The 23,674-nt window shown below is 64.0% G+C and carries 23 protein-coding genes and 1 rRNA gene; 5 read left to right on the plus strand and 19 right to left on the minus strand.

The window, feature by feature from the left end; genetic code table 11:
• Positions 1 to 7: 7 nt before the first annotated feature.
• On the plus strand, positions 8 to 796 hold the full coding sequence (locus VE009_RS11355; protein ID WP_325007632.1) for a helix-turn-helix transcriptional regulator: 789 nt from the start codon (positions 8 to 10) through the stop codon (positions 794 to 796).
• Here the strand turns inward: VE009_RS11355 and VE009_RS11360 are convergent.
• A complete protein-coding gene (locus VE009_RS11360; RefSeq protein WP_325007633.1) occupies positions 791 to 3,043 on the minus strand; it encodes an FAD-dependent oxidoreductase in 2,253 nt (750 codons plus the stop codon). The two genes, VE009_RS11355 and VE009_RS11360, sit on opposite strands and share 6 nt — an antisense overlap.
• Before the next feature lie 212 nt (positions 3,044 to 3,255).
• Between VE009_RS11360 and VE009_RS11365 the strand changes: the two genes are divergently transcribed.
• Positions 3,256 to 3,423 carry a hypothetical protein gene (locus VE009_RS11365; protein ID WP_325007635.1) on the plus strand — a complete coding sequence of 56 codons (168 nt, stop codon included), beginning with the start codon at positions 3,256 to 3,258 and terminating at the stop codon, positions 3,421 to 3,423.
• Positions 3,424 to 3,568: 145 nt separating this feature from the next.
• Complete coding sequence (locus VE009_RS11370) at positions 3,569 to 4,162, plus strand: CBO0543 family protein (RefSeq protein WP_325007637.1); 594 nt, start codon at positions 3,569 to 3,571, stop codon at positions 4,160 to 4,162.
• A 72-nt stretch (positions 4,163 to 4,234) separates the two neighbouring features.
• Here the strand turns inward: VE009_RS11370 and VE009_RS11375 are convergent, their stop codons facing one another.
• The 17 genes from VE009_RS11375 to VE009_RS11455 all read right to left on the minus strand — a co-directional run bounded on the left by VE009_RS11375 (position 4,235) and on the right by VE009_RS11455 (position 22,001).
• Positions 4,235 to 5,485, minus strand: coding sequence for a cytochrome P450 (locus VE009_RS11375; RefSeq protein ID WP_325007639.1), 1,251 nt, complete (start codon positions 5,483 to 5,485; stop codon positions 4,235 to 4,237).
• A 144-nt stretch (positions 5,486 to 5,629) separates the two neighbouring features.
• On the minus strand, positions 5,630 to 6,553 hold the full coding sequence (locus tag VE009_RS11380) for a pseudouridine-5'-phosphate glycosidase (RefSeq protein ID WP_325007641.1): 924 nt from the start codon (positions 6,551 to 6,553) through the stop codon (positions 5,630 to 5,632).
• Complete coding sequence (locus VE009_RS11385) at positions 6,550 to 7,500, minus strand: carbohydrate kinase family protein (protein WP_325007643.1); 951 nt, start codon at positions 7,498 to 7,500, stop codon at positions 6,550 to 6,552. Before VE009_RS11385 ends, VE009_RS11380 begins: the two co-directional genes overlap by 4 nt.
• 100 nt (positions 7,501 to 7,600) lie before the next feature.
• The gene (locus tag VE009_RS11390; RefSeq protein WP_325007645.1) at positions 7,601 to 9,286 is read right to left on the minus strand and encodes a LysM peptidoglycan-binding domain-containing protein; all 1,686 of its coding nucleotides are present in this window, start codon (positions 9,284 to 9,286) and stop codon (positions 7,601 to 7,603) included.
• 15 nt (positions 9,287 to 9,301) lie between these two features.
• A complete protein-coding gene (locus VE009_RS11395; RefSeq protein ID WP_325007647.1) occupies positions 9,302 to 10,993 on the minus strand; it encodes a S8 family peptidase in 1,692 nt (563 codons plus the stop codon).
• 6 nt (positions 10,994 to 10,999) lie between these two features.
• The gene (locus VE009_RS11400; protein ID WP_325007648.1) at positions 11,000 to 12,151 is read right to left on the minus strand and encodes an NlpC/P60 family protein; all 1,152 of its coding nucleotides are present in this window, start codon (positions 12,149 to 12,151) and stop codon (positions 11,000 to 11,002) included.
• On the minus strand, positions 12,148 to 12,768 hold the full coding sequence (locus tag VE009_RS11405; protein ID WP_325007650.1) for a hypothetical protein: 621 nt from the start codon (positions 12,766 to 12,768) through the stop codon (positions 12,148 to 12,150). The genes VE009_RS11400 and VE009_RS11405 overlap by 4 nt, the downstream gene beginning before the upstream one ends.
• A gap of 14 nt (positions 12,769 to 12,782) precedes the next feature.
• Complete coding sequence (locus tag VE009_RS11410; protein WP_325007652.1) at positions 12,783 to 14,438, minus strand: glycosyl hydrolase family 18 protein; 1,656 nt, start codon at positions 14,436 to 14,438, stop codon at positions 12,783 to 12,785.
• Between the two features lie 141 nt (positions 14,439 to 14,579).
• On the minus strand, positions 14,580 to 15,500 hold the full coding sequence (locus VE009_RS11415; RefSeq protein WP_325007654.1) for a type II secretion system F family protein: 921 nt from the start codon (positions 15,498 to 15,500) through the stop codon (positions 14,580 to 14,582).
• A gap of 5 nt (positions 15,501 to 15,505) precedes the next feature.
• A complete protein-coding gene (locus VE009_RS11420) occupies positions 15,506 to 16,870 on the minus strand; it encodes a type II secretion system F family protein (protein ID WP_325007656.1) in 1,365 nt (454 codons plus the stop codon).
• 3 nt (positions 16,871 to 16,873) lie between these two features.
• Positions 16,874 to 18,205 carry a CpaF family protein gene (locus VE009_RS11425; protein WP_325007658.1) on the minus strand — a complete coding sequence of 444 codons (1,332 nt, stop codon included), beginning with the start codon at positions 18,203 to 18,205 and terminating at the stop codon, positions 16,874 to 16,876.
• Positions 18,206 to 18,208: 3 nt separating this feature from the next.
• A complete protein-coding gene (locus tag VE009_RS11430) occupies positions 18,209 to 19,411 on the minus strand; it encodes an AAA family ATPase (RefSeq protein WP_325007660.1) in 1,203 nt (400 codons plus the stop codon).
• Positions 19,412 to 19,445: 34 nt separating this feature from the next.
• Positions 19,446 to 19,919: a Flp pilus assembly protein CpaB gene (gene cpaB, locus VE009_RS11435; protein ID WP_325007662.1), complete on the minus strand. Its 474-nt coding sequence runs from the start codon at positions 19,917 to 19,919 to the stop codon at positions 19,446 to 19,448.
• Positions 19,920 to 19,935: 16 nt separating this feature from the next.
• On the minus strand, positions 19,936 to 20,850 hold the full coding sequence (locus VE009_RS11440; protein WP_325007664.1) for a pilus assembly protein TadG-related protein: 915 nt from the start codon (positions 20,848 to 20,850) through the stop codon (positions 19,936 to 19,938).
• Positions 20,847 to 21,227 carry a TadE/TadG family type IV pilus assembly protein gene (locus tag VE009_RS11445; RefSeq protein WP_325007665.1) on the minus strand — a complete coding sequence of 127 codons (381 nt, stop codon included), beginning with the start codon at positions 21,225 to 21,227 and terminating at the stop codon, positions 20,847 to 20,849. The genes VE009_RS11440 and VE009_RS11445 overlap by 4 nt, the downstream gene beginning before the upstream one ends.
• The gene (locus tag VE009_RS11450) at positions 21,227 to 21,724 is read right to left on the minus strand and encodes an A24 family peptidase (RefSeq protein ID WP_325007667.1); all 498 of its coding nucleotides are present in this window, start codon (positions 21,722 to 21,724) and stop codon (positions 21,227 to 21,229) included. Before VE009_RS11450 ends, VE009_RS11445 begins: the two co-directional genes overlap by 1 nt.
• Positions 21,725 to 21,821: 97 nt before the next feature.
• Entirely contained in the window at positions 21,822 to 22,001 is a 180-nt protein-coding gene (locus VE009_RS11455) for a Flp family type IVb pilin (RefSeq protein ID WP_414694832.1), read from the minus strand.
• Positions 22,002 to 22,172: 171 nt separating this feature from the next.
• On the opposite strand from VE009_RS11455, the gene VE009_RS11460 reads away from it, so the two are divergent.
• Together VE009_RS11460 and VE009_RS11465 are read left to right on the plus strand one after the other, a co-directional pair.
• A complete protein-coding gene (locus tag VE009_RS11460; protein WP_325007669.1) occupies positions 22,173 to 22,517 on the plus strand; it encodes a DUF192 domain-containing protein in 345 nt (114 codons plus the stop codon).
• A gap of 102 nt (positions 22,518 to 22,619) precedes the next feature.
• Positions 22,620 to 23,435, plus strand: a complete 816-nt coding sequence (locus VE009_RS11465; protein ID WP_325007671.1) for an S-layer homology domain-containing protein — start codon at positions 22,620 to 22,622, stop codon at positions 23,433 to 23,435.
• A gap of 123 nt (positions 23,436 to 23,558) precedes the next feature.
• Here VE009_RS11465 and rrf read toward each other — a convergent pair.
• A 5S ribosomal RNA gene (rrf, locus tag VE009_RS11470) occupies positions 23,559 to 23,674 on the minus strand.

Here is a 23,674-nt window from a genome sequence, read left to right on the forward strand (position 1 = left end):
GCCCGCCGTGATCGTTTTGGAAAACTACAAGTTTTGGAAAGAGAAGCCTTCGTTTTTATTTCCCGTCGATCGTTATCCGTCTTGGGTGCTGTTTCTGGTGGAGGAGGGGGCGTTTTCGTTCGGGGCGAACGGCGCCGCCGGCGAGGCGGGGGCGTGGCAGCTCGTCGCGTGCCCCCCGCACGCGGAGTTTCACCGCGCCGTGCGGACGGAGCACTTGTCGTTCCATTTCATCCAATTCCGCCTCGCGGAGGAGAAGGGCGCCCCTTCTCCTCTGTCCGCTTGGCTGTCGGAGCACGCCTTGCGCGCTTTGGACGTGTCCGGCTCGGAGCGCGTGAAAGACGACTGCCGGCAGTTGAAGCGCGTCGGCGGCTCCGCCTTCCCGGCGCTCGGCTACCAGCAGCATTACGTGCTGGATATGCTGCTGTCGCTGTTCCGGGACAAGCTCGCCTCGCTCTCGCCGGGCGGTCCCGCCGCCGACCCGCTGATGGCGAAAGCGAAGGAGGCGATCGAACGCGGCGCGTTCCGGAAGACGATGCTGCAGGACATCGCCGGGGAGCTCGGGCTTAGCAAAGCGCAGCTGACGCGCCGGTTTCGCGACAGCTTCGGGCTCGCCCCGATGGAATATTTGACGGCGTTCCGGCTGGAGAAAGCGAAGAAGCTGCTCACCGAGACCGACCTGACGCTGGACGCGATCGCCCGCGACTGCGGCTTCGGCACCGGCTTTTATTTCAGCCGCGTCTTCTCGCGCCACTTCCGAATGACCCCTTCGCGGTTTCGCCGCATGCAGACGTTATGAGTACGCCCGCACCTCGACGATCGACGCGTACGGACAGCCGTTCGTCGCTTCCACGACGACGCGCAGCTTCTCCGCCGCCGCCGCTTCGTCGAGCCGGTGGACGCGCTTGCGCTTCCGGTTGTCCCGTTCGGCGACCAGCGTCGTCCACTTCCCGCCGCGGCACGCTTCCACGCGGTACCGCTTCGCGAGCTCCGGCATCACTTCGAACGGCGTCCGATGATGATGCAAATTGATCAAATCCTCGTTCACCTCGTCGTTGAACGTCAGGTGAATTTCCCGGATCGCCTGCGGCGCGTCCCAAGCCAGCTCCAGCCAAGGCTCCGGGTCTTCGGCGAGCGGCGCCGACGCCCACAGATGCGGGCCGCCGAACGGGCGAACGTAGCCGTCGAGCGCTTTCTCCGGCGCGTAGGCGTTCGTCGCGGGCGACGCTTCGAACGCGGCGTGCTTCCGGTACATGCCCCGCGGCGACCATTCGAGGAGCGGCTGCGTCACGTCGTGCTCCTCCAGCGCCTTCGCCGCCCGCTCGGCGCCGCTGCGCACGAACGCCAGCACGCCGGGCGGCGCCTCGCCGGCGAGCCGCACGCGGACGCCCGCGCAGGCGCGGAGCACGACGAACGCGTTCTGCGGCCGCTCGGGACGCCAAGGCAGCGCCGCTTCCGCCCACTGCCCGTCCCCGCGCTCCACGACCGCGTCGGCGGCCGCGATTCGCTCCTTCGGCACATAATTTTCCGGCCGTCCCGTGCTCCACAGCTCGAAGCGCAGCGTCGCCCCCTCCTCCGCGTCGACGAGCACGCGCACGCGTTCGAGCTCGGGGTCGACCGGCATCACCCAGCCGACGTCTTGGTCGAGCGCGATGCCCTCCGAGGCAGCGCTCAGCGAGCCGAGCCGGCGCAGCGCGGACGACGCGGATACAGCGGCCCGGCGGGCGAGGTCGTTCGGGTCGCGGTTCACCGCGCCGAGGACGGAGGCGTCCTGGCGGAGCAGCGTCTGCTGCAGCGTCGCTAAGTGCTCGCGATGCAGCCCCCGCGGCGAAGCGCCGAGCTTCACGCCGAGCGCCGCCCCGGTGCCGGCCGCCTCGCCCATGACCGCGCACGTCGCCATCACCCGCGTCGTGCCGAACGCGACGTGCGTCGCGCTGATGTTGCGGCCAGCGAACAGCAAGTTGGCCACGTTCTCCGAATACAGCGACCGGAACGGGATATGGTACACGCCGTCGGGGAACAGATGTTTCGATCCGCTCTCGGCGGCGTACATCCCTTGCGGCGGATGCAGATCGATCGACCAGCCTCCGAAGGCGACGCGGTCCTCGAACAGCCGCTGGCTCATGATGTCGTTCTGGTTCAGCACATAATCCCCGATAAAGCGGCGGTATTCCCGTTTGCCCGGCAGCGCGCCGATCCACTCGAGCGTCATCGTCTCCGCGTCGAACTTCCCCGAATTTTTAATGTAATCCCAGATGCCGTAAATGACCGACCACAGTTCGTCGCGAATACGCTCGTTGTCGTGCACCGTATCGAGCTCGCCGCCCCATTCGATCCACCAGTAATGGCAGCCGGAATCGCCGCTGCGAATGACGCGCCGCATCGGGATCGACGTCTTCGTAATATCTTTCGCGAAGCTCGGCGGAACGTATTTGACCGGGCGGCCGACATCCTTCGTATAAAACAAAATCGTACTGCCGAGCGTAATGTCGTCGGCCGTCTCCGGCGCCCAAGCCTCCTCATATTCGGCGCGCGCCTCGCGGCCGATGCGAAACTTCGCCCCGGCCAGAAAGCCGATCAAGCCGTCGCCGGTGCAGTCGAGAAACCGTTCGCTCTCGAACCGAATGCGCCGCTCGGAGCCCATCATCCAGCCCGTGACCGCGTCGATGCGCCGGTCCGTCTCCGGCCCGCTCGCGTCGACCTCGTGCACGTCGGTGTTCAGGAACAGCTGAATATTCGGCTCCGCCCTCACCGTCTCAAGCACGACGACATCCCACAAATACGGATTGCCGTCGATGTTGCGGTATTGGTTTTCAAGAAACATCTCGCCCATGATGCCGGTTTCCCGCGCGTACCGCTGTTGGCCGTGCGCCGTCGCGCCGCATACCCAGACGCGCACCTCGCTGCTCGAATTGCCGCCGAGCACCGGGCGGTTGTGCACGAGCGCCACCGTGCAGCCGAGCCGAGCCGCCGCCACCGCCGCGCACACCCCCGCGAGCCCGCCGCCGACGACGGTAATGTCCGTTTTCACGATTTCGTATCTCACGTGCCGCCCACACCCTTCGAAACAGATTTGTTTCCATCATAAAGCGGGGACGGACAGACGAACATGCACGATCGACGCAACTTTTTGCACACATTTTCCCCGGTCCGACTCCGTTGGACTCCTGCTCTCCCGGGACGCCGCCGCCCTGCATGAAAACCGCCCCCCTGCGGAACAATACCCGTGTCATTTTCAAGAAGGAGGTGCTTTTCACCATGACGAAAAACAAAGCATCGAAGGCGGAAGTCCAATCGACCGAAGCGAATAAAATGCCGGGCTTCGAGGGCGCGGCCGATACGGAATTTTCCGCCGAGGAAGCGGCGCAGGCGTTCCAAAACGCAAAGCCGCAAAACGGCGGCGGCGCGGCCCAGCGCAACTCGTAACAACCGGCCGTCCCTTCGAAAAGCCCGGGCGCTCCCGGGCTTTTCGGCGTTCGGGCGCAAGGCACAACGTCTTTGAGCGATGCATGATTTTCCTGCGGCGGGAAACAATCACTGTAGGATATTACCGTAAAGGACGGGATCGACGATGAGCGGCGATCAACAGAAGGCTCTTGAACATATAAGGGAAACCTTGAAGGATTATTCCGCTGAGGCCCGTGATTACTGGTTATCGTACTCCCACGGAGGCACATGGCAATTTTGGGTAAGCGTCGCGCTTCTCGTCATCCCTTTGATCGTGCTGGTGTTCGCCATGGACCGCAAGCGGGCGCTGCAGCTCGGTTTCTTCGGTTATAACGTGCACGTGTGGTTTATATACATCGACCATATCGGCGTGATGCACGGGAAGTGGGAATATCCGTACAAAGTGTTCCCGTTCGCCCCGATCAGCTTCGTGCTCGACGCCTCGCTCGTCCCCGTCACCTTCATGCTCGTGTACCAATGGGTGCTGCACCGCGGCAAAAATCGGTATTTGTACTTCACGCTCCTCTGCGCGGCGTTTTCTTTCGTGCTCAAACCGATCATGGTGCGGCTGAACCTGTTTCGGATGTACGAGGGGATGAACTATCTGTATTTGTTCCTTCTTTATTTGCTCCTCATGCTGCTGTCGGTATGGATCACGGCGCTCTTCCTCCATGCGCAGGACCGTGCGCTAAAAGCGCGAACGAAGTCCGACGCCTGACGACCGAACGGACGTTGCGGACGCTAAAACACCCGCAGCCGTTGCAGGCTGCGGGCGAGAGCGGAAGCGCGGCTATCGTGTTCGCCTCACGTTCGCGATCATGAGGCCGCTACGCGGGAGCGACGGCATGCGCACGAGGCTGTAGCTGGCATTCTGTTCGGGCACGTCGTACGCGATGCGGTTCGCCAGCACGTCGAGACAGCTTTTCATAATTTCGACGGTAACGCCTTCCCCCGGACAGCGGTGCCCGGTCGACGCGTCGCCGCCCCCTTGGGGGATCAGTTCGAAGGGTCCCGCATGGCGCCCGAGAAACCGTTCGGGGCGAAACTCGCCCGGCCGCTCCCAGAGCCGCCTGTCATGATTCGTACCGTAAATGTCGAGCAATGTCAGCATGCCTTCGCGGAATCGGCATCCCCGCCATGTAAACTCCTTCCGCACCCGCGCGCCGACGAACGGAGCGAACGGGTAAAATCGGCGCACTTCTTGGGCGAACGCTTCAAGCTCCGCCTCTTTCGTAAGCTTCGCTCCGGTCTCCGGGTAGTCGCGCAGCGCGAGCGCGGAGAAGGCGACGAACGTGGCGATCGCCACGATCGGCCGCAGGACGTTGATGAGCTCCACCGCGGCCATTTGGACATCTAGGGGGGCTCCGTCCAGCTCCCGGTGGAACGCCATCGCATGCGCCGCCGATCCTTCCTCGGCCGCCAGCCTGCCGGCGCGAACGTCCTCGATGACGCCGCGGATCCAAGCTTCGGCGCGGTTGCGCGCGATGCGCCCCTTCCAATGCCGCGGTCCGACCGCCCCGAACGCATCCACCATCGCGCTGAAATCGTCCGCCCGCGCCTTCGTCTCCCCGTCCTTGAGCGGAACGCCGGCCCATCGGCAGGCGATGCGGCACAGCATCGTTTTCGCCTCCTCGAACAGGACGACGCGATCCGACCGCTCCCATGCCGCGATGGAACGGTCCCACTCCTCTCCGGCCATGAGCGCAAGCCGCCTCTGGTGCGGCGGCGTCATGAGAGACAGGAACAGCGCCTTCCGATGCGCATGCGCCGCGCCGTCCATCGTCTGCACCCCGCCGACGCCGAACAGCGACTCTTGGATGCGCTTCGGCGCAGCCCCGCGGCGCGTGAACCGTTCGGTGTCGTAAAACAACCGCGCCGCCTCCGCGCCGCTCATGCATGCAGCCGGCTCCCCGAACAGCCTCGCCTCGAAGACGTCGGATTGGAATCGGTCGACTCGGTTTTTGATGAACAAGTACCCTTCCCTCAGCAGCGTAATCGTGCTGTCGATCGCGTGGATCCGCGGTGCGGCTTCCGTCGTCAAGCTACCGTCCTCCTTCGGCGGCCATCGGGTGACGGCACGCCCTTACATTTTTAGGTTCAGTATGCGCCGAACGGCGATTTCCATTCCTAAACTTGGAAAATGCAAAAAAGCATCCTCGCGGATGCTTTCGATGTGACTCGCGATTTATCGTCCCGTGCGGACGGCCTGCAGCGCGACCGCGATGTTCGCGGCCGTTTCGGCGTTGTGGTTGACGAGCGCGATGTTCGTTTCTAAGCTTTTGCCGCCCGTCGTTTCTTTAATATAGCTTAACAGGAACGGAGTGACCGCCTTCCCGGCGATGCCGAGACGCTTCGCCTCGTCGAGCGCCTGCACGATGACGTTCTCCATCTCGGCGAAGTCGAGCGCGGCGGCTTCCGGCACCGGATTCGCAACGACGAGGCCGCCCTCGAGCCCGAGCTTCCACTTCAGGTCCAGCAGCTTCGCGACGCCCTCGGCGTCGTCGATTCGGTAATCGACCCGATATCCGCTCTCCCGGGAATAGAACGATGGAAATTCGTCGCAGCGGTAGCCGACGACCGGAACGCCGTGCGTCTCCAAATATTCGAGCGTCCGGCCGATATCGAGGATCGATTTCGCGCCGGCGCAGACGACCGCGACCTTCGTGCGGGCGAGCTCGGTCAAATCGGCGGACACGTCCCACGTCGATTCGCCCTCGCGGTGAACGCCGCCGATGCCGCCCGTCGCGAACACTTCGATGCCCGCGAGCCGGGCTGCGATCATCGTGGCCGCTACGGTCGTGGCGCCGATTTTGCCGGTCGAAAGTATGTACGGGAAATCGCGCCGGCTCACTTTCTCGACGCTCCGATCCGTCGCGAACCGCTCCAGCTCCGATTCGTTCAGCCCGACCTTCACGCGGCCGTCCATCAGGCCGATCGTCGCCGGCACCGCCCCTTGCTCGCGGATGATGCGCTCCACGTTTTTCGCCATGGCGATGTTTTGCGGATACGGCATGCCGTGCGAGATAATCGTCGTCTCCAGCGCCACGACCGGCCGGTTCCCTTCGAGGGCGTCCCTCACTTCTTCCGTAAACGTCAGCAGTTCTTTCACGTCGGTCTCCCCTTCACGATACTCTCCAGTTGTTCGAAACGCAGCGTCCGGCAGACGGTGTCCGTCGTGCGCACCGTAAGCGACGCCGCCGCCAGTCCGTAGCGGCACGCGTCGGCTAACGTTGCGCCTTGCAGCAGGGCGAACAGCGTCGCCGCCGTCAGCGCGTCTCCCGCTCCCGTCACGTCCGCGACCTCCGCCGGATACGGCGGGAGCGAGCCGAACGCGTCCGGCTCGCTGTAATACACGCCTTCTTCGCCGAGCGTCAGGACGACCCGCCTCGCCCCTCGTTCCCGGAGGCGTTCGCAGACCGCGCGGCATTCTTCAGGCGTCCTCGCCGGCAAGCCGGTCAGCGCCTCCGCCTCTTCGCGGTTCGGGAACAGCAGCTCGACGCCGTCGAGCCGAGGCGGGAGCTTCGCGGCCTTCGCCGACGACACCGGATCGATCGCGAGCAGGCGGCCTTCCGCCGCGCACCGTTCGATCGCATAGCGAAGCGTCGGCGCCGGCAGGTTCGTATCCGCGAACACGGCGTCGCACGACTCGATGCGCGGCCAGCGGCGCTCCAGCCACGACTCCGTCATTTCGTCGTAGATGGCCATGTCCGCCATCGCGACGATCATTTCCCCATCGTTATCCAATAATGCGGTATAGGTTCCCGTCCGTCCGCCCTTCGTCGTAACAACGCCCGCGGTGTCGATGCCGTCCAGCTCCATGTCGGAACGAAGCCAGAAGCCTTCCTTGTCTTCGCCGACGCAGGTGAACATTTCCGGCCGGCAGCCGAGACGGCTCAAGTTTTCGGCAACGTTCCTGGCTACGCCCCCCGACGATTCCGACACCGTGACCGGGTTGGACGTATACAGACGGGTCTTCTCGATCGTGCGCGCTTTGCGGTCGACGTTCGCTCCGCCGATGCAGGCAATCCGAATTTGTTGTTTATGGATAAGTCCCACCTCTTTCCGGCGCTTACCGCTTATCCTTCGAGTGTATTGCATCGGAGGCGGTTATGCAAACGAAGCCTGCCGCCGTCCTCTCGGGCGGCGGCAAGCTTCGTTACAGCGCGGCGACGCCGGCGGCGATTTGAATTTGACGCTGCATCGAATCCTGCACTTTCCCGTCGCTGTGGCGCTGGCTGTTCTGGAAATGGATACAGAAATGGCCTTCGTAGTTGTTGCCGGCAATCGCTTGGGCGCCATGCGGCATCGAATGCATCGCCGCCGCGAGCTTCCGCCCGTCGACCTCGACGATGACCGCGCGCGGCGTCCACGAATAGCTGCCGCCCCAGATCTCCTTCATGATTTGCGCGTCTCTCGCCGTCAGCGGCTCGCTGTCGGCGTGATTGCCGCCCATCGTATGTTTGACCTGGAACGTCCTGCCGGTGGCGAAATCGGTGATCGTCGCCGTTTTGCCCGTGGAAAACACGTACCGGGCTTCCGTCCACCAATCGAGCAGCTCGCCGTGCTTCGCGGAGACGACCGGCTTGATCGGGATGTGGTGCACCGGGACGCGCAGCGTTTGTCCGACGGTCAGCCGGCTGCTTTCGGTCATTTGGTTCGCCTTCAACAATTCTAAATACGGCACGCCGTACTGCAGGCTCAGGTTCCACATGTTGTCGCCCGAACGGACGATATGCGTCGCGTACGTCACGGACGGCGCGGCGGCGGGCGCGGCCGGTTCGGAGACGGCAGCGGACGGAGCCTGCGGCGCGGGAGCCGGCGCTGGGGAAGCGCTCGCGGGCGCCGCCGCGGAGGCCGGAACGACCAGCGTTTGGCCGACGTACACGACGTCGCCGGTCAGCCGGTTGGCCGCCCGAAGCGCGTCGACCGTGACGCCGTACTGCTTCGCGATGCTCCACAGCGACTGTCCCGCCGTCACCTGATGGAACGCTTTCGGCACGACCAACGTCTGCCCCTCGCGCACCATGTCGGTCGACAGCGCGTTGGCCTGCTTCAACGCGTCCACGCTCGTACCGAACCGCTGCGCGATCCCCCACAGCGTATCCCCCTTCGCGACCGTGTACAACGGCGACGCGCCCGAAACCGCCACCTCCTCCTTCGGCGTGGCGAGGCGCACCGTGCGCGACGCATCGTCCCAGTCGACCTGCAGCCCGAGCGTTTCTCCTACGAAACGGAGCGGCACGAGCGTCGTGCCGTCACGGATGAGCGACGCCGGCGTCGCGACGGTTCGCCCGTCCACGACGGCGGTCGTCGCCCCGACCGCGAATCGGATGAGCGAGTCTCCCTTCCGGATCGTGACGGTGCGAGAGTCCCCATCCCAATCGACCTGAGCGCCGAGCGTTTCGGCGACGGCCCGGATCGGAATGAACGTCTGATTGTTGATGATCGCCGGCCGCACGTTCAGCTGCCGGCCGTCCAGCGTCACCCGCGGCGCTTCGGCGGAAGCGCCGACGATCTCCGGCGCATGGACCGGAGTGGATATGGCGACGGGCCCGGACTCCGCCGGAGTCGCCGCCAGCGCGGCCCCCGCCCCGAGCGGCACCGACAGCAGCATCGTGCCGCCGATCGTCACGCGCAGCACGGCGGCACCGAGCTTCGGGTACCGTTCCGCGATCAGCTCCTTCGCGGCCGCCAGCAAGCTGCCCTTCGCGGCGGGGCTGTCGCCGAGCTCGGCCGCGAATTCGGCGTCGAACGCGTCCTCGCTTAAGACGAGCTCGAGCTCGCCGGGCCGGCCCGGTATCGGGCGAATGACGCTGCGGCGTAATACGGCTTGGAAATCCATGGTGGAATCGCTCCTTCATTGAGAGTTCGCAAGGCGCTCGGCGGTGCGGAATAACAGCGCCGCCAGCTGCGCCCGGGTAATCGGGAATTCCCGGCCGAACGCGTCGGCTTCGAGCCCCTTGACGATGCCGGCATGATAGCAGGCGACGATCGCGTCCGCGGACCAATGCGTCTCGGGCACGTCCCGGAACGGATTCGCCATGCCGGGCGTCCGCTCCAGCTGCATGAGTCGGGCCAGCAGCATAGCCGTCTGCTCCCGGGTCATCGGTTCGTCCGGTCCGAAGCGGCTCGCCGACAGTCCCGCGAACACGCCATGCCGGTATGCCGACGTGATTTCCTTCTTCGCCCAATGCTCCGCGATATCTTGGAACGGGGCGGCCGGTTCCTCCTCCGCGTCCGACAAAGCGAGCCGCCTCGCAAAAACGGCGGCCGCTTGTCCCCGGGTCAACACCGCCTCCGGCTCGAAGCGCCCGCCCTCCATGCCGATCATCCAGCCGCGGGCGCCGACGTCCAAAATCTCCGCGTGCGCCCAGTGGCCGGCGATATCGGGAAACCGAACCGGCGCTTGCGCGAGTCCGTACCCGTAGCGAATGTCCTTCCCCGGTTCGCCGAAATCGACGGCCCCCGCTTGCAGCAGGCTGCGCAGCCGCGCCGGGGAGTGCTCCGGGTACAGCTCCCGAAACAGCGCCAGCGTCCCTGTCACGAACGGAGCCGCCATGCTCGTGCCGTCCTGAACGGCGTAGCCGTTATCCAAATACGTGCTGACGACGGCTACGCCCGGCGCGCTCAGCTCGATCGCCGGGCCCGTCGCCGAGAAGGGCGCCCGGAATCCGTCCGGGTCGACGGCGGCGACGGCGATCGCCGCGTCGTATTTCGCCGGGTATTCGACGGTGTCTTCCGTTCCCGCTTCGGTCCCGCCGTTGCCCGCCGCGGACACGACCAGCACGCCGGCCGCGTACGCCCGCTCCACCGCGCTTCGCAGCGCGGCCGACGACGTCGGCATGCCGAGGCTTAAATTCGCGATGTCGATGCCGTTCTCGACGCACCAATCGATCGCCAGCAGCGTGTCGGATAAATAGCCGTATCCGTCGGCGGACAACGTCTTCAGCGCATACAGCTCGACGCCCGGCGCGACGCCCGTGATGCCGTAGCCGTTGTCCTGCGCCGCGATGATGCCCGCGACATGCGTACCGTGTCCGTTGTCGTCGGCGAACGAATCGGTGTAATCGACGAACGAGCGGCCGCGAAGCTGCGGCAAGTCGTCATGCGCGGCGACGCCGGTGTCGATGACCGCGACGGCGACGCCGCGCCCCGTCAGCCCGCCGGCGCGGGCCCGGGGCGCCTGAACGGCCTCGCCTCCCCAATGGGCGCTCGCCTCTGGCTTCACTTCGACGACCTTGTCGAGCTCGACCGAGATGACGCCCGGCGCGCTCCGCAGCAGCGGAATGCGCTCCGGTTCGACGTACACGGTCGCCATTCGAATCTGCTCCGCGGCATCGACGACGATCGCGTCGGCCGCGTCGAACAGCGATTCGTCGATCGCCCCGCGAAACACGATAATGACGCGCACTTTCCCGCCCGTCCGAATTTCGTCGGCCGGCTCGTCCGCCGCCGCTTCCCCCCGCGGCCCGGCGTCGGCGTCGTGGCCGCCGCGCCCGCAGGCGGCGAGGGCGAGACAAAGCGCAGCGATCGCTAAACGCCGCATCATCGCCGTCTACGGCAGCACGCGCCTCGAAAATAAGTACCGCTTGCTCCAGCTCGGCGCGTTCAGATCGGTGACCACGACACCAGGTTTGCCGTAGGTGTGTATAACTTTCCCGTCGCCTTCGTAAATGGCGACGTGACCTACGATTTTATTGCTGCTGAACCGCCCCGGCGTATAGAAGAACACGAGATCCCCCGGCTGCAGCTCGCTTCTGGCGACGCTGCGCCCGACTTGCGATTGCTGCCGGGAAGAACGCGGCAGCTCGACGTCGTATCGACCGAACACATGCTGCACGAAGGAGGAACAGTCGAACGCTCCCGTCCGCTCGTAAGGTCCTGCGCCGAACTTGTACTTCGTACCGAGCAGCGTCCGCGAATACGACAGCACTTGCCGGGCGGTGCCGTTCGCCCCGTCTGGCGGAGCCGGCGCCGGGGCGGGAGCTGGGGCCGGAGCCGGCGCGGGCGCGGCCTCCGCGTTCTCCGGAATGTAGCGGTACGACGTAAAGCCCGTCACGCCGTTCGCGTCCCGGATTTGGTACCAGTACGGGTTTACTTTGCGCAGCACTTCGACGGACTCCCCGATTTTCAAATACCGAATGACGCGGTCCTGGACGGACGGTCCGGTCCGGAACGAGCCGGCGCCCGTTGCGCGCACCGCCGCGCCCTCCGCCGCGGCCGCGCGCAGCGACGGCGGCGCGAGCTCGTCCTCCGGCAGATCCACCTGAAGCGCGGTATGGTCGTTGTTCCATCGGACGTTCGCGTCGAGCAGCTCCGCCAGCGTATCCAGCGCGACCATCGGCGTTTCTCCGTCCAGCCGAAGCGGCGGATTGCGCAGCTCGATGGGCCGTCCGGCCCAAGCTTCCTGGCGGCCGGCGTACAGCTTGAAAATCGGATCCGTGTAGCCGAGCGAGGCGGCTTTGTCGACGGGATCCCATTCATAGCGGAAGCCGAATATTTGAATCGCTTCGCGCAGCGGCACCCATTCCCGGCCGTTCTCGTCCCGCTCGAGCGTAACGGAAACCGCATCCCCCGCCCGATCGCCTTGCATGCGAACCGTCTGCGTAACGGGCTGGCCTTCACCCGCTCCCGCGCAGCCGGCAAGCGACAGAGCGCAGACGACGGCCAGCGCGATCGGCTTCGCTCGCAGCATGGTTACCTTCATTCGGTCTCCTCCTTTATTTTCGCGAACGTAAATACGACCTGCTCGTCCGAGGCCTCGACGGCGTAACGGGCGCGATAAAACTCGACCTCCCGCCCGATCGCCCGCGCGTACGACCCATCGGCCTCGATGCCGAGCTGCTGGAACAGCGCATCGACTTCGTTCGGAGCGACGTCTGTATTCGTGACGGACACCGCCAGCGCCCAGTACGTAAACAGTCCGAACGGATCTTGTTTCGGCGCGGTCAACGCGAACGACGTCACGTCCCCCGCGGCGTCGGCCGTTCCGTCGATGCGGAAGCCTCGTCCGGAATCATAGGAGAACGTGCCGGCTTCCTCGTTCGTGACGAAACGGGACGACTCGAGCTTCGCGTTCGTCATCATCGCTTCGTCCGCCAGCGCGTTCCATTTGGCCGCAAACTCGACGACGGGGACGAAATACGCGTCCCTCCACGGCGCTTCGGCCGCGGTCGACTGCGCTTGCATCATCCCTACGCCGGCCGGCCGCGGCGCCGCGGCGGCGTTTTCGCGGCTTGCCACCCCATCCTCTGCGCCCGTTCCGCCGCCGCAAGCCGCCAGCAGCAGCAGCGGGACCAACCATCCTATCCGAAAGATGCGCATGCGTCTCATCCTTTTCACGTATTCGCGGCGCGGGCGCCGTTCCAAGCTTCGATTCGTTCCCGCAGCCGGTTCATGAGCACCGACATCTCCGCGCGAGTCGACTTGCGGCCGACGCCGAACACGCCTTGCTCGACGCCGTTGATGATGTCGTATTGGCGCATCGCCCGGACGGCGTCGTAATAATACGCCCCGGGAGCGACGTCGGCGAACGCGGCCGCCGCCGCTTCGGACTCCGCGTCCGGCGCGAGCTCGAAAATGCGCGCCAGCATCGCCGCCAGCTGTTCCCGCGTGATCGGAGCGTCCGGCGCGAATCGGCCGGGGGCCACGCCTTCCAGGAAGCCGTACTCTCGCGCGAGCTCGATCTCCTTCTTCGCCCAATGCCGAGCGGGTACATCCGCGAACGCCTTGCTCGACGGCGTTTCCTCCTGCAGCCCGAGCGCCCGGACGAGGATCACGGCCGCCTGCGCGCGGGTCAGCGAGCCTTGCGGAGCGAATTTCGTCGCGCCGACGCCCTGCATCCAGCCTTTTTCGGTCATCGCGAGAATTTCGCTTTCGGCCCAAAACCCCCGACCGACGTCCGTAAAGTACGTCCCGTTGACCCACAGCGCGTAATAATCCCAGACGTCTTTCGTTTCTTGGTTCAGGCTCCACGATCCGGATCCTTTGATGCCGTGCTCGGAGACGAGCCGCAGCTTCGCTTTGAGGGACCGCTCGTTTTCGAACCAGATCGTGTACGTGCCCGCCGTCAGCTTCGTCTCCCCGACGTACTCGACCGCTCCCGCGGGGATGCGGATCACCGCGCGGGGCGATTGCGACGCCTCGTCGTACGTCACTTGGCCTTTGTATTTTTCAAGCAAAGGCGGCACGCGCACATTCGAGATGCCCAGTCCGCGGATCACGCGTCCCTCCGAATTCGCGGCGCTGTCCGTTTTCCATATTCTCCCGTAAAAATTGAGGCCGACGACGATTTTGCTTTTGGGAATGCCCTGCTTCAGCGCATAGCGGATCGACCGATCGACGAATCCGAGGCTGGCGACCGGTCCCGGCTCGCTGCCCTCCCACGATTCGTCGTACGCCATGATCATCAAGTAGTCGGCATTCGGCGCCAGCGCGGCATAATCGTAAAATCCGTGCCAGCCCGTCTTCCAGCCGTTCGGATTGGCCGCCACGGCGACGGACAATTCCGCGCCTTCGGGCAGCGCTCGCCGAAGCAGTCTGATGAAATCGGTAAACTCGTCCCGATAATCGCTCGAGACGCCTTCGATATCGACGTTGACGCCGTCGAGACCGTATTTGCGGACCGCCTCCGCGATTTGCCCGGCGAGCTTCTCGCGGTTCGCCATCGCCGCGATGCCCGGCTGCTTCTGCCAATGATTGCTGAGGAACGGGACGACCTTCATGCCCTTCGCGTGCATTTGATCGATGAACGAGGAGCTGAGCTTCCAAGTTACGTCAAGCAGTCCGTCTTCCTTGATGTCGAAATAGTTCGGGGATACCGCAGACAGCGTTTTGCCGGTCCGCTCCACCTGGCGCGCGTACGTGGACGGCGAACCGAAATAGATGTACGACATGTTGTACGTGTGATCCGCCGCCGCTCGCGGCGCTTGTCCCGTTATGCCCGGCAGCGCCAGCAGACACGCCAGCGCCGCCGCGATCGCGCGTTTTCTCATCCTCCGCATGCCTCCGACTCTTTCGGAATTGCCCTGCAAACTCATCTAAATTATGTACGTCCGCGGTCAAACTATGCGGGAGCGGAACGTTTTACCGGCGCTGCTCGAAACGAAAAGCCGCCGCGAAACGTTCGCGGCGGCCTACAGCCATTCGGTGACGAAATGAATGACCAGCGGACCCATCAAGATGATGAAGAGCACGGGAAAAATAAACAGAATCATCGGGAACAGCATTTTCACGGGCGCCTTCATCGCGGTTTCCCTCGCTCGCTGCCGCTGATGCTCCCGCATGCTTTTCGTTTGCGCCCGCAGCACCTTGGACATGCCGATGCCCATCTGGTCGGCTTGGATGAGCGCGTTCATGAGCATGCGCAGCATCTCCGACGGCACTCGATCGCGCACCGCCCCGAACGCCTCTCGGCGCGACTTGCCGAGCTGCATTTCCTCCATCGTGCGCGCCATTTCGTCGGGCAGCGGCCCCTTCATCTGCCGGCATACCTTGAGAATGGCCGCGTCCAGCCCGAGCCCGGCTTCGACGGAGACGTTGACCAGGTCGAAGAAATCGGGCATCGACTTGTCGATGTCGGCGGCGCGCCGCTTTTTCTTCGCCTTCAAATAAAACATCGGGTACGCGCCGCCGTACGCCCCGGCGGCCGCCGCGAACAGGGCTGCGGCGGCCGGGGAGTTGCCGAGCGACAAGCACAGCAGTCCGACCGCCGCCGCGAAGCCGACGGCGCAGCCGGCCTGCAGCAGTCTGACGTCGGCCGCTCGCAGCTGGAACGGTCGTCCCGCTTCCTGCAATTTACGCTCCAAAGCGCGAACGGCTTTCGGAGACATCCGCCGCGCCACCGCCTGCCGAAGCGACGCATAAAGCGGCGCGAGCGGCGCGAACGGCTGGTTTCTGCCCGGCGGCTTGGCGGCGTCCGCTTGCTTCGATCCGGCCAGCAATAGGCCGACCCTTCGCCGCATGACGCGCTGCCCCTCCAATCGCTTTAATAGTACGGCGGAAGCGCCCAGCGTCAAACAGCAGGCGGTCGCGAGATAAAACAGCAGCGTAATCAAGGAGGTCACACCTCGATTTTCACGATTTTACGTATGAACAACCAACCGAGCAGCGTCATCGCCGCGGCGATGCCGAGCATAAACCAGCCGAGCGGGTGAGACAGCATCGGCTCGAAATACGACGGATTGATCAACTGCAGCAAAAAGAAGAGCCCGATGGGGAGAAACGTAATAATGATCGACGACAGTTTCCCTTGCGACGTCAGCGTATTGATCTCTTCCTTCATCCGCGCCCGCTCTTCGATCGTTTCTTGAATCGTGTCCAAAATTTGGGCGAGATTGCCCCCGGTGCCGTGCTGGACGAGCAAGGCCGTCACGAGGATGCCGAGGTTCGGATCGGTGACCCGGTCGGTCATCCGGCGGAGCGCCTCCTCGAACGATACGCCGAACTGAATCTCTTGAATCGTCTTCGTAAATTCGGCGCCGAGCGGATCGGACATTTCCTTGCCGCTCAGCTGCATCGCCTGCATGAAGCTGAACCCGGCGCGGATCGACGTCGTCATGATACCGATGGCGACCGGCAGCTGCTCGCCGAACCGGTCCATGCGGCGCGCGGCTTTCCGGCGCACGTACCAGAGCGGCGCCAGGAAACCGGCCGCGCCGTACAGCGGAGCGAAGGCGGCCGGCGCTCCGAACGGCGCCGTACCGAGCATCGCCGCGGCGGCGGCCGCGAACAGCCGCAGCGCGAACAGCTCCTCCGGCCGGAGCGTCAAGCCTGCCTGCTGAAGGAGCTTCTCGTGCTTCCTCGCCGCGGGCAGCCGCCGTAGCGGCGCCCCTGCGGCGGCAAGCCAGCGGCGCGTCGGGGAGAGTGCCGGCTTCGGCTTCGCCGGCCGCCCGCCTTGGGCCGCCGGCTTCACGATCCCTTCCGCCATCAGCGTCTGAACGCGCCCAGCGAGCGCGCTGCGGCGGGTCGACTTCTTCATAACGGAATAGGCAGCCACCGTGCAGCTGGCGAACAGCGCGGCGAACAGCGGCACGTTGACGGCGCGCGGCGCCGCGCTGCGGACGTAGACGATGCCGGCCGCCGCGTCCCATTCGACGGTTTCCGTACGGCGAATGCTTGCGACGTCGCGAATGTGCACGTACGCTCTGCCATTCGTCCATACCGTGGGCATTTCGACGCCGTTCATGACCGCGTTGCCGGTGTTCGCTCGCACCTCGTACGTGCCTCCGAACTGTTCCACATACGCCGCCGCGTCAACATAGACCTTGCCTTGCCGAACGTCGAAGGAAGCCGATTCGACCGGCTGACCGTCGACGATGACGATGACGTCGCGCTCGCCTTCCGGCGCGGCGGCGGCCGGCTGTGCATGCGACGGCATCCAGCTGGCGAAGGCGGCGATCAGCAGCGCAAGCAGCAGCCGGTTCATCAATCAGCCCTCCCAGAACCATTCCGGCGGAATCGCGATGCCGTACCGGTCGAGCTTCTCAAGGCATTGCGGCCGAATGCCCGTCGGCGCGAAGTCGCCAATAATCGTTCCATCCGGCTTCGCGCCGGTTTGGCGGAACACGAAAATGTCCTGCAGCACGATCGTGTCGCCTTCCATGCCGAGCACTTCGGTAATGTGCGTAATTTTCCGGCTGCCGTCCTTCATGCGCGTCTGCTGCACGATCAGGTCGATCGCGCCCGCGATTTGCTCGCGGATGGCGCGCACCGGCAGCTCCATGCCGGACATCAGCACCATCGTTTCGAGGCGGGCGAGCATGTCGCGTGGCGAATTCGCATGGCCTGTCGCCAGCGAACCGTCGTGGCCCGTATTCATCGCCTGAAGCATGTCGAGCGCCTCCGCGCTGCGCACCTCCCCGATAATAATTCGTTCGGGGCGCATCCGCAGCGAGTTGCGGACGAGGTCGCGGATCGTGACCGCGCCCTTGCCTTCCACGTTCGGGGGCCGGGTTTCCAGCGACACGACATGCTCCTGATGCAGTTTCAGCTCCGCCGCGTCTTCGATCGTAATGATCCGTTCGTCCGACGGGATGAACGAAGACAGCACGTTGAGCAGCGTCGTTTTGCCGGAGCCGGTGCCGCCGCTGATGAACAAGTTGAGCCTAGCGACGATGCAGCCTTCCAGAAACTTTGCCATATTCGGGCTCAATGTGCCGTAACGAACCAGGTCGCCGATTTCCAGCCGCTTCGTAGGAAATTTCCGGATCGTCAGCGTCGGACCGTTGAGCGCGAGCGGCGGAATGACCGCATTGACGCGGGACCCGTCGGGCAGCCGCGCATCGACCATCGGCGCGCTTTCGTCGATGCGGCGGCCGAGCGGGGCCACGATTTTTTCGATGACCTGCAGCACGTGGCGGTCGTCGCGGAACGCTTGCCTTGTACGCACGAGCTTCCCGCCTTTTTCCACGAAAATTTGGTTCGGCCCGTTGACCATAATTTCGGAGACTTCCGGATCTTTAATGAAGATGGTGATCGGGCCGTATCCCGTCACCTCGTCCACGGTTTCCTCGATCAAATGCTGCTCCTCGGCGGCGCCGAGCCGCTCCGTTTCGGCCGAGAAGAACGTCTCCGACAGCTCCTTCACCTTCCTGCGAACGGTGCGCGGGTCGTTCAGCTCGTCGGAGCGAAGCTCCTGCAGCAAATACGTTTGCAGCTTCGCTTTGAGCTCGTTTTTCAGCAGTTCGACCGCGCTGGGCGGCGGTGCCGTAGACGGTTGTCCGTCCCCTTGCTGCTTTTGAATTCGCTCGAGCAGCGACATCGATTATCCCCCCTTTTTGAGCGATGCCGCTTTTTTGCCTTTCTTGAAGCGGCTGAAGAAATGCCGCCAACCGACGGGCTGCGTCTCCTCTGCGCCGTTCGCGGGCAGCAGCGCATCGGCGATCGCGAGCACGTTTTTCGAAACCGGAGCGGACGGAGCCGAAAAAATGAAGGGCACCCCTTCGTTGTGAGACGGCGCGACGCTCTTGTAATCGTTCACGACGCGCGCGAAGACGGGAGTCCCCAAAATTTGCTCAATCGTTTTCGGATCGAGCCCTTCCGCGCCGCCCTCCCGGTTCAAAATGATTTTGACCCGCTCCTTCAGCTCGAGCGCCTGCAGCGTCTCGGTGCCCGTGCGCACGTTTTTCAGCGTCGGCAGCTCCGCCGTCGTGACGAGCAGAATGTCGTCCGACTGCTCCAACGCTTGCAGCGACGTTTCGACGAAGGACGGAGGCGTGTCGATCAGGATGACGTCGAACCGCGTTCTCATTTCTTGAAGCAGCCGCTCCACGTGCTTACCCGTGATCAGATCTGCCAGCTCCGGCTTGGACGGGGCCGACATGACCGAAATGCCGCTCTGGTGGACGTTGACGTAATTGGCGGCTATCGCTCGGTCCGACGCCGTCGACTCCTTCACCCAGTCGTAAATCGTAAATCGGGGCTTGATATCGAGCAAAATCGAGACGTCCCCGAACTGCAAATCCAAGTCGACGATGAGCACCTTCCGCTTCATCCGGTTGAATGCGGCCGCCAAATTGACGGTCATCGTCGTTTTGCCGACGCCGCCTTTTGTACTGCAAACCGTAACGATTTTGGCCCCCTTCGCGTCGAGCCTTCCGTCGCGCGCGACGCGCTTCTTCAGCTCAGCCAGACGGTTTAGGCGCAGCATCAATTGCTCCATCCCCGCAGCGTCGTCCGGGTCGGTCAGCACGTCGGCGGCGCCGGCTTCGATCGCGAGCTTATAATCGATCCGCTCCGGCTCCGCGGCGATCACCGCGAACAGCAGCGGGTCCCCCTCCGTCAAGCTGCGGGTGAGCTCATACGCGTCCCATTCCGGGTCCTTCTGCACGACGAGCACCGCGGGCGTCTCGCCTGCCAGCATCGCCGGCAGCTGCAGCGGGTCGTCGGTCCACAGCGCCGGTTCGGGCAGCCTTCGATCCAGCGCCGCCCGCCAATCGTCCCTTTTCGACAATCCGAACCATTTCACTTGCGTCCCTCCTTCCGGTTCCGGGCTTCCTCACTTACGGCGTCCCGCGCAGCATCGCGGCGATCGAACCCTGCCGCAGCGCTTGCGCCAGCCGCACGCCTTGCTCGGGCGACACTTCTACAGTCAGAATCGAGTACGTTCCGGGCTCGTCTCCCGCCTCCGTCCGTTGATCTACGGCGAGCACTCTCGCGTTCGTTAGCAGCAAGCTGCCGGATTGCGCGCCGTCGGCTCCGGGCGCGACAGCGACGAGGTCGACGTAATCGCCGGGTCGGATGAAGCCGTTCACCCCTTGGGACGGGTCCACGGGGAAACTGACGGCGCGCATCCCTTCCGCGATCGGAAGCAATTTCGGCGCCTCCGCCGCGGGCGGTTGTTGGGCGTCGTCCCCGGCCGGCTCCTCGGCGGCAATCGGCGGCGACGTCGTTTCGGGAACGAGAAGCTGGTACAGCAGCAAAGCCGCCGCCAAGCCGAACAATGCGGACCACAACCATATCCGTCTCGGGTTCATCCCGTCGCCTCCCCTCCTACCTGATTAACCTCGTGCCGAATGTTCCGTAGTTCGGCGCATCGTCCCCGATTTCGCCGGAGGCTGTCCGACGAATGAAGCGGCCTACCACTTCCGCGCCGGCGCTCGTCGACGATACGCTCTCGATGAAGAATGTCGCGAAGCCGGTCACGACGACTTGTTTTACCTGATTTTGATCTACGGTGACCGCTCGAACCATCGGCACAAGCACCGCGCGTTCGCAGTTGATCGGATAATTCAAATACGTCGCCGACGGGCAGCGCGCGATAATTTCATCGGCCGCCCGCTTGGTCGGCCCTGCGATGTTACCCGTTTGGGTAGCCAAAACGGTGCCCGTCCGGAGCAGTTGCGGATAGCCTTCCCGTAAATCCCGTTCGTACTCGCTAGCCCCGGTGCCCGACAGGACGAGCGCGCCGAACGAGCCGGGCCCGGCGGAGGCGCCGACCTTCAGCACGACCCTCGTCCCGAACGCAAGCGACGTAGTATGCTCGACGCCGAGCGGCACCGCCTTGAGACCGGACGCCAGCGGCGCGATGCGGGCGGTCGCCTCGGCGCTCATGCTGGCTCCGTTCACGCCGAGTACCGGAGCGAAATAAAACGGCACCGTCCGCCGCGCCGTAACGGTAATGTCCCTGCGGTCGTCCGAGAATGCGACGTTAATGGCGGATGCGGCCACGCCGTTCAATGCGGCCGCGTTCCTCGCATGCTCCGTCGCCTGTTCCGGCCGCTCCGGCAGCTCCAGCACGCCGGCCAATGCGGCGGCGTCCGCCGCCCGCTGCAGCCGGCTGCGCTCCAACAAGGCGAGGCCGCCGTCGACGGCAAGCGCCACAAAGCCGATCAGCATCGTCATCGACAGCGCCATCAGCACCGCAACGTTCCCGTTTTCGTTCCGAAACACGCCTTTGCGTTTCATTCGATTCTCATCGCCGTTCGTGTACGAACCGTATACGGGTTCGGAATTATTTCTGCCATTAGCGGCGTAATGACGTCCAGCGTGTACGTTACTTCGACCGTCGCGTAATTGCCGCGCCTTCGTTCGGACGCGGCCGGCGAAACGGCTACCGCGACGCGGCTCGTTTCGAGCGCGGTCGCCGCCCGCAGCGCAGCGTCCCGCACGGCGGCGTCGCTGCCGCCGAGGCTCGCCGCCCGTGCCGCCTCCCTACCTGCGAACGTAAGCACGGTGTTGGCGTACAAGATGCGGCCGAAATCGACCATGCCGAACAGCAGCAGGGCGATGACGGTCATGCTGAGCGCCAGTTCGACAGTAGCTTGTCCTTTTTCCGATCTCATCACAACATCCCGCCCCGCCAAAACGCCGCCGCCGTGCCGATCGCGATCGGCACCGCGTACGGAAACGCGTGATGCATTTCTTTCTTATCCAAAACCTGCAAGCTCCCGACGCTCCCGTGAAACACCCCGAGGCTGTAAGCGATCCTCCTCCAGTCGCGGCGCGCCGTCACGATGACGGCGGCGATGACGCCTCCCGCGACCGCCGTATATAGGAACGCATGGAACACGAATGCCGGGCCCTGCAGCGCTCCGATCGCGGCCAGCAGCTTGACGTCGCCTGCCCCCATTCCCCCGAGCAAGTACGGAATGAGCAAAAGGCCGAAACCCGTCAGCAGTCCCAGTCCCGCGAACGCGAAACCCGAAACGCCGTCCGCCACCGCGTGTGCGGCTAGTCCGAATCCCATGGCCGGCATCGTCACGGCGTTCCAAATTTTGCGGCTGCGCAAATCCGTGATGAGGCTGATCAAAAGCGCCAGCGCCGTAACCGTCGCGGTCATCGGTATTTCCCCCCTTTTACAAGGATAGCCCCGCTTTTCTTGGTCAACCTAAGAAAAGGCGGGGCTGTCTTTTTTTGTTATGAAGGCGTGTCGCCGTTTATTGGGCTGTGCCGCCAAGGCTCGTAATGATCTGGTTGAACTTCGCTTTGAGCTGTCCGCCCATCGTCGTCAGCACGGCGATGACCGCAACGGCCACGAGACCGATAATCAAACCGTACTCCGTCATCCCTTGACCGCTTTCCTCCGTCAACAATTGCTTCATTTTTTGCTTCAACATGCTGTCAATCTCCTTTGTATATAATATCGTATCATTGCTGCGATTCGTTTCCGACTGTCGAGTAAAATGCCGTTTCTTCGGCTCGCCTTTAATATATCATGCGGGCGAAAAATTCAACCATGCAAAATTAATGGAAGCGTTAGCAAACGGACTGTAACGGAGGGCTTTTTTATGGAAAACGCGATGGAACCGACGCATGGAGCGTTCACGCTTCCGTACCGAATCAAACGCTGCGATACGTTCGGCAGTCGTTTGCTCGGGCTCATGTTTCGAAGACGTCCGTTAATCGATGAAGCGTACCATCTAATCCCGTGCAACAGCGTGCATACGTTTTTTATGCAGTTTCCGATCGACGTGTTGTTTTTGGATGCGCACGGCCGGGTGCTGTCCATCGCCAAGCGGGCTGCGCCTTGGCGCGTCCTTCCCCCGGTCCGAGGGGCGGCATCGGTGCTTGAACTGCCCGCCGGCGCAGCCGAAACGCATCGCATCGAGATCGGACAAATCATTGAACTATGATCCGCCTATTCGGCTACGTTTTCCCATGCGTAGGAACCTCCCGATTCGCCACACTATGGTCGTGGGGCACTGATGAACACTTTACTACAGGAGGTTCTACCGATGGCAAAAAAGCTGGCTTTAGCGGTAACCGCGGTATCGTTGGCATTGTCGCTTAGCGCGTGCGGCAACGCGGACCAAGGGGCACAAAGCGCTAACCGGGCGCGGCCGCTGAACGCGAACCAGAACAACAACGGCGGGTTCTTCCGGAACCTGGCAGACGATGTAACGCCGGGCGCCGATGCGGATGCCGGCGGCGCAGGCGGCACGGACGCCGGCACGACGGGCGGTACGGACGCCGGCACGACGGGCGGTGCCGACGCCGGCGCGACGACGGGTACCGGTACCGGCGCTGGCGCTGGCGCGACCGCAGGAGCCGACGCTGGCGCGACGACCGGCAAAGGCCGAGGCAAAGGGAAGAAATTTGCTGATATTGAAGAGAATGCAAACACTTGGTATCAGAGCGACGTAAGCTGGGGCGCCGACAACGTGATCATTCAAGGCTTCGACGACGGCACATTCCGTCCGAACAAGCCGCTGACGCGCGCCGAAGCGCTTCGGATCTTGCGGAACATGGCGATTGCCGGCTACTTCAACGCCCCGGCCGATTCCGTCCCTCCGACCGCGTATGATGCGGAAGCCGGTGCGGATGCAGGAGCGGATGCCGGCGCGGATGCAGGTACGGGTACGGACGCCGGTGCGGACGCTGGCACGGGTACGGATGCCGGCGCAGACGCTGGCACGGGTACGGACGCCGGTGCAGACGCTGGCACGGGTACAGATGCCGGTGCGGATGCAGGCACGGGCACGGACGCCGGTGCGGATGCAGGCACGGGTACGGACGCTGGCACAGGTACGGATACTGGCGCTGGAACGTAAGATCGACGCTATGTAACGCAACAAGCCGGCCTCGAGGAACGCTCGTAGGCCGGCTTACGTTTTACATATGATAAAATGCAAAACGCCTTTGATCGCGGTAACGATCAAGGGCGTTCTTGTTCGGCTTGGCGGCGTCCTACTCTCCCGGGACCCTGCGGTCCAAGTACCATCGGCGCTGGAAGGCTTAACGTTCGTGTTCGGGATGGGTACGCGTGGTTCCCTTCCGCCATTACCACCAA

Source organism: Paenibacillus sp. (assembly GCF_035645195.1).
Lineage (GTDB): Bacteria > Bacillota > Bacilli > Paenibacillales > YIM-B00363 > Paenibacillus_AE.

Bases quoted from the DNA above. Each gene is read 5' to 3' on its own strand.
- VE009_RS11365 (WP_325007635.1), top strand. From the start codon at position 3,256: ATGACGAAAAACAAAGCATCGAAGGCGGAAGTCCAATCGACCGAAGCG.
- VE009_RS11370 (WP_325007637.1), top strand. From the start codon at position 3,569: ATGAGCGGCGATCAACAGAAGGCTCTTGAACATATAAGGGAAACCTTG.
- VE009_RS11390 (WP_325007645.1), bottom strand. From the start codon at position 9,286: ATGGATTTCCAAGCCGTATTACGCCGCAGCGTCATTCGCCCGATACCG.
- VE009_RS11395 (WP_325007647.1), bottom strand. From the start codon at position 10,993: ATGATGCGGCGTTTAGCGATCGCTGCGCTTTGTCTCGCCCTCGCCGCC.
- VE009_RS11400 (WP_325007648.1), bottom strand. From the start codon at position 12,151: ATGAAGGTAACCATGCTGCGAGCGAAGCCGATCGCGCTGGCCGTCGTC.
- VE009_RS11405 (WP_325007650.1), bottom strand. From the start codon at position 12,768: ATGCGCATCTTTCGGATAGGATGGTTGGTCCCGCTGCTGCTGCTGGCG.
- VE009_RS11410 (WP_325007652.1), bottom strand. From the start codon at position 14,438: ATGAGAAAACGCGCGATCGCGGCGGCGCTGGCGTGTCTGCTGGCGCTG.
- VE009_RS11420 (WP_325007656.1), bottom strand. From the start codon at position 16,870: ATGAACCGGCTGCTGCTTGCGCTGCTGATCGCCGCCTTCGCCAGCTGG.
- VE009_RS11425 (WP_325007658.1), bottom strand. From the start codon at position 18,205: ATGTCGCTGCTCGAGCGAATTCAAAAGCAGCAAGGGGACGGACAACCG.
- cpaB (WP_325007662.1), bottom strand. From the start codon at position 19,919: ATGAACCCGAGACGGATATGGTTGTGGTCCGCATTGTTCGGCTTGGCG.
- VE009_RS11440 (WP_325007664.1), bottom strand. From the start codon at position 20,850: ATGAAACGCAAAGGCGTGTTTCGGAACGAAAACGGGAACGTTGCGGTG.
- VE009_RS11445 (WP_325007665.1), bottom strand. From the start codon at position 21,227: ATGAGATCGGAAAAAGGACAAGCTACTGTCGAACTGGCGCTCAGCATG.
- VE009_RS11450 (WP_325007667.1), bottom strand. From the start codon at position 21,724: ATGACCGCGACGGTTACGGCGCTGGCGCTTTTGATCAGCCTCATCACG.
- VE009_RS11455 (WP_414694832.1), bottom strand. From the start codon at position 22,001: ATGTTGAAGCAAAAAATGAAGCAATTGTTGACGGAGGAAAGCGGTCAA.
- VE009_RS11460 (WP_325007669.1), top strand. From the start codon at position 22,173: ATGGAAAACGCGATGGAACCGACGCATGGAGCGTTCACGCTTCCGTAC.
- VE009_RS11465 (WP_325007671.1), top strand. From the start codon at position 22,620: ATGGCAAAAAAGCTGGCTTTAGCGGTAACCGCGGTATCGTTGGCATTG.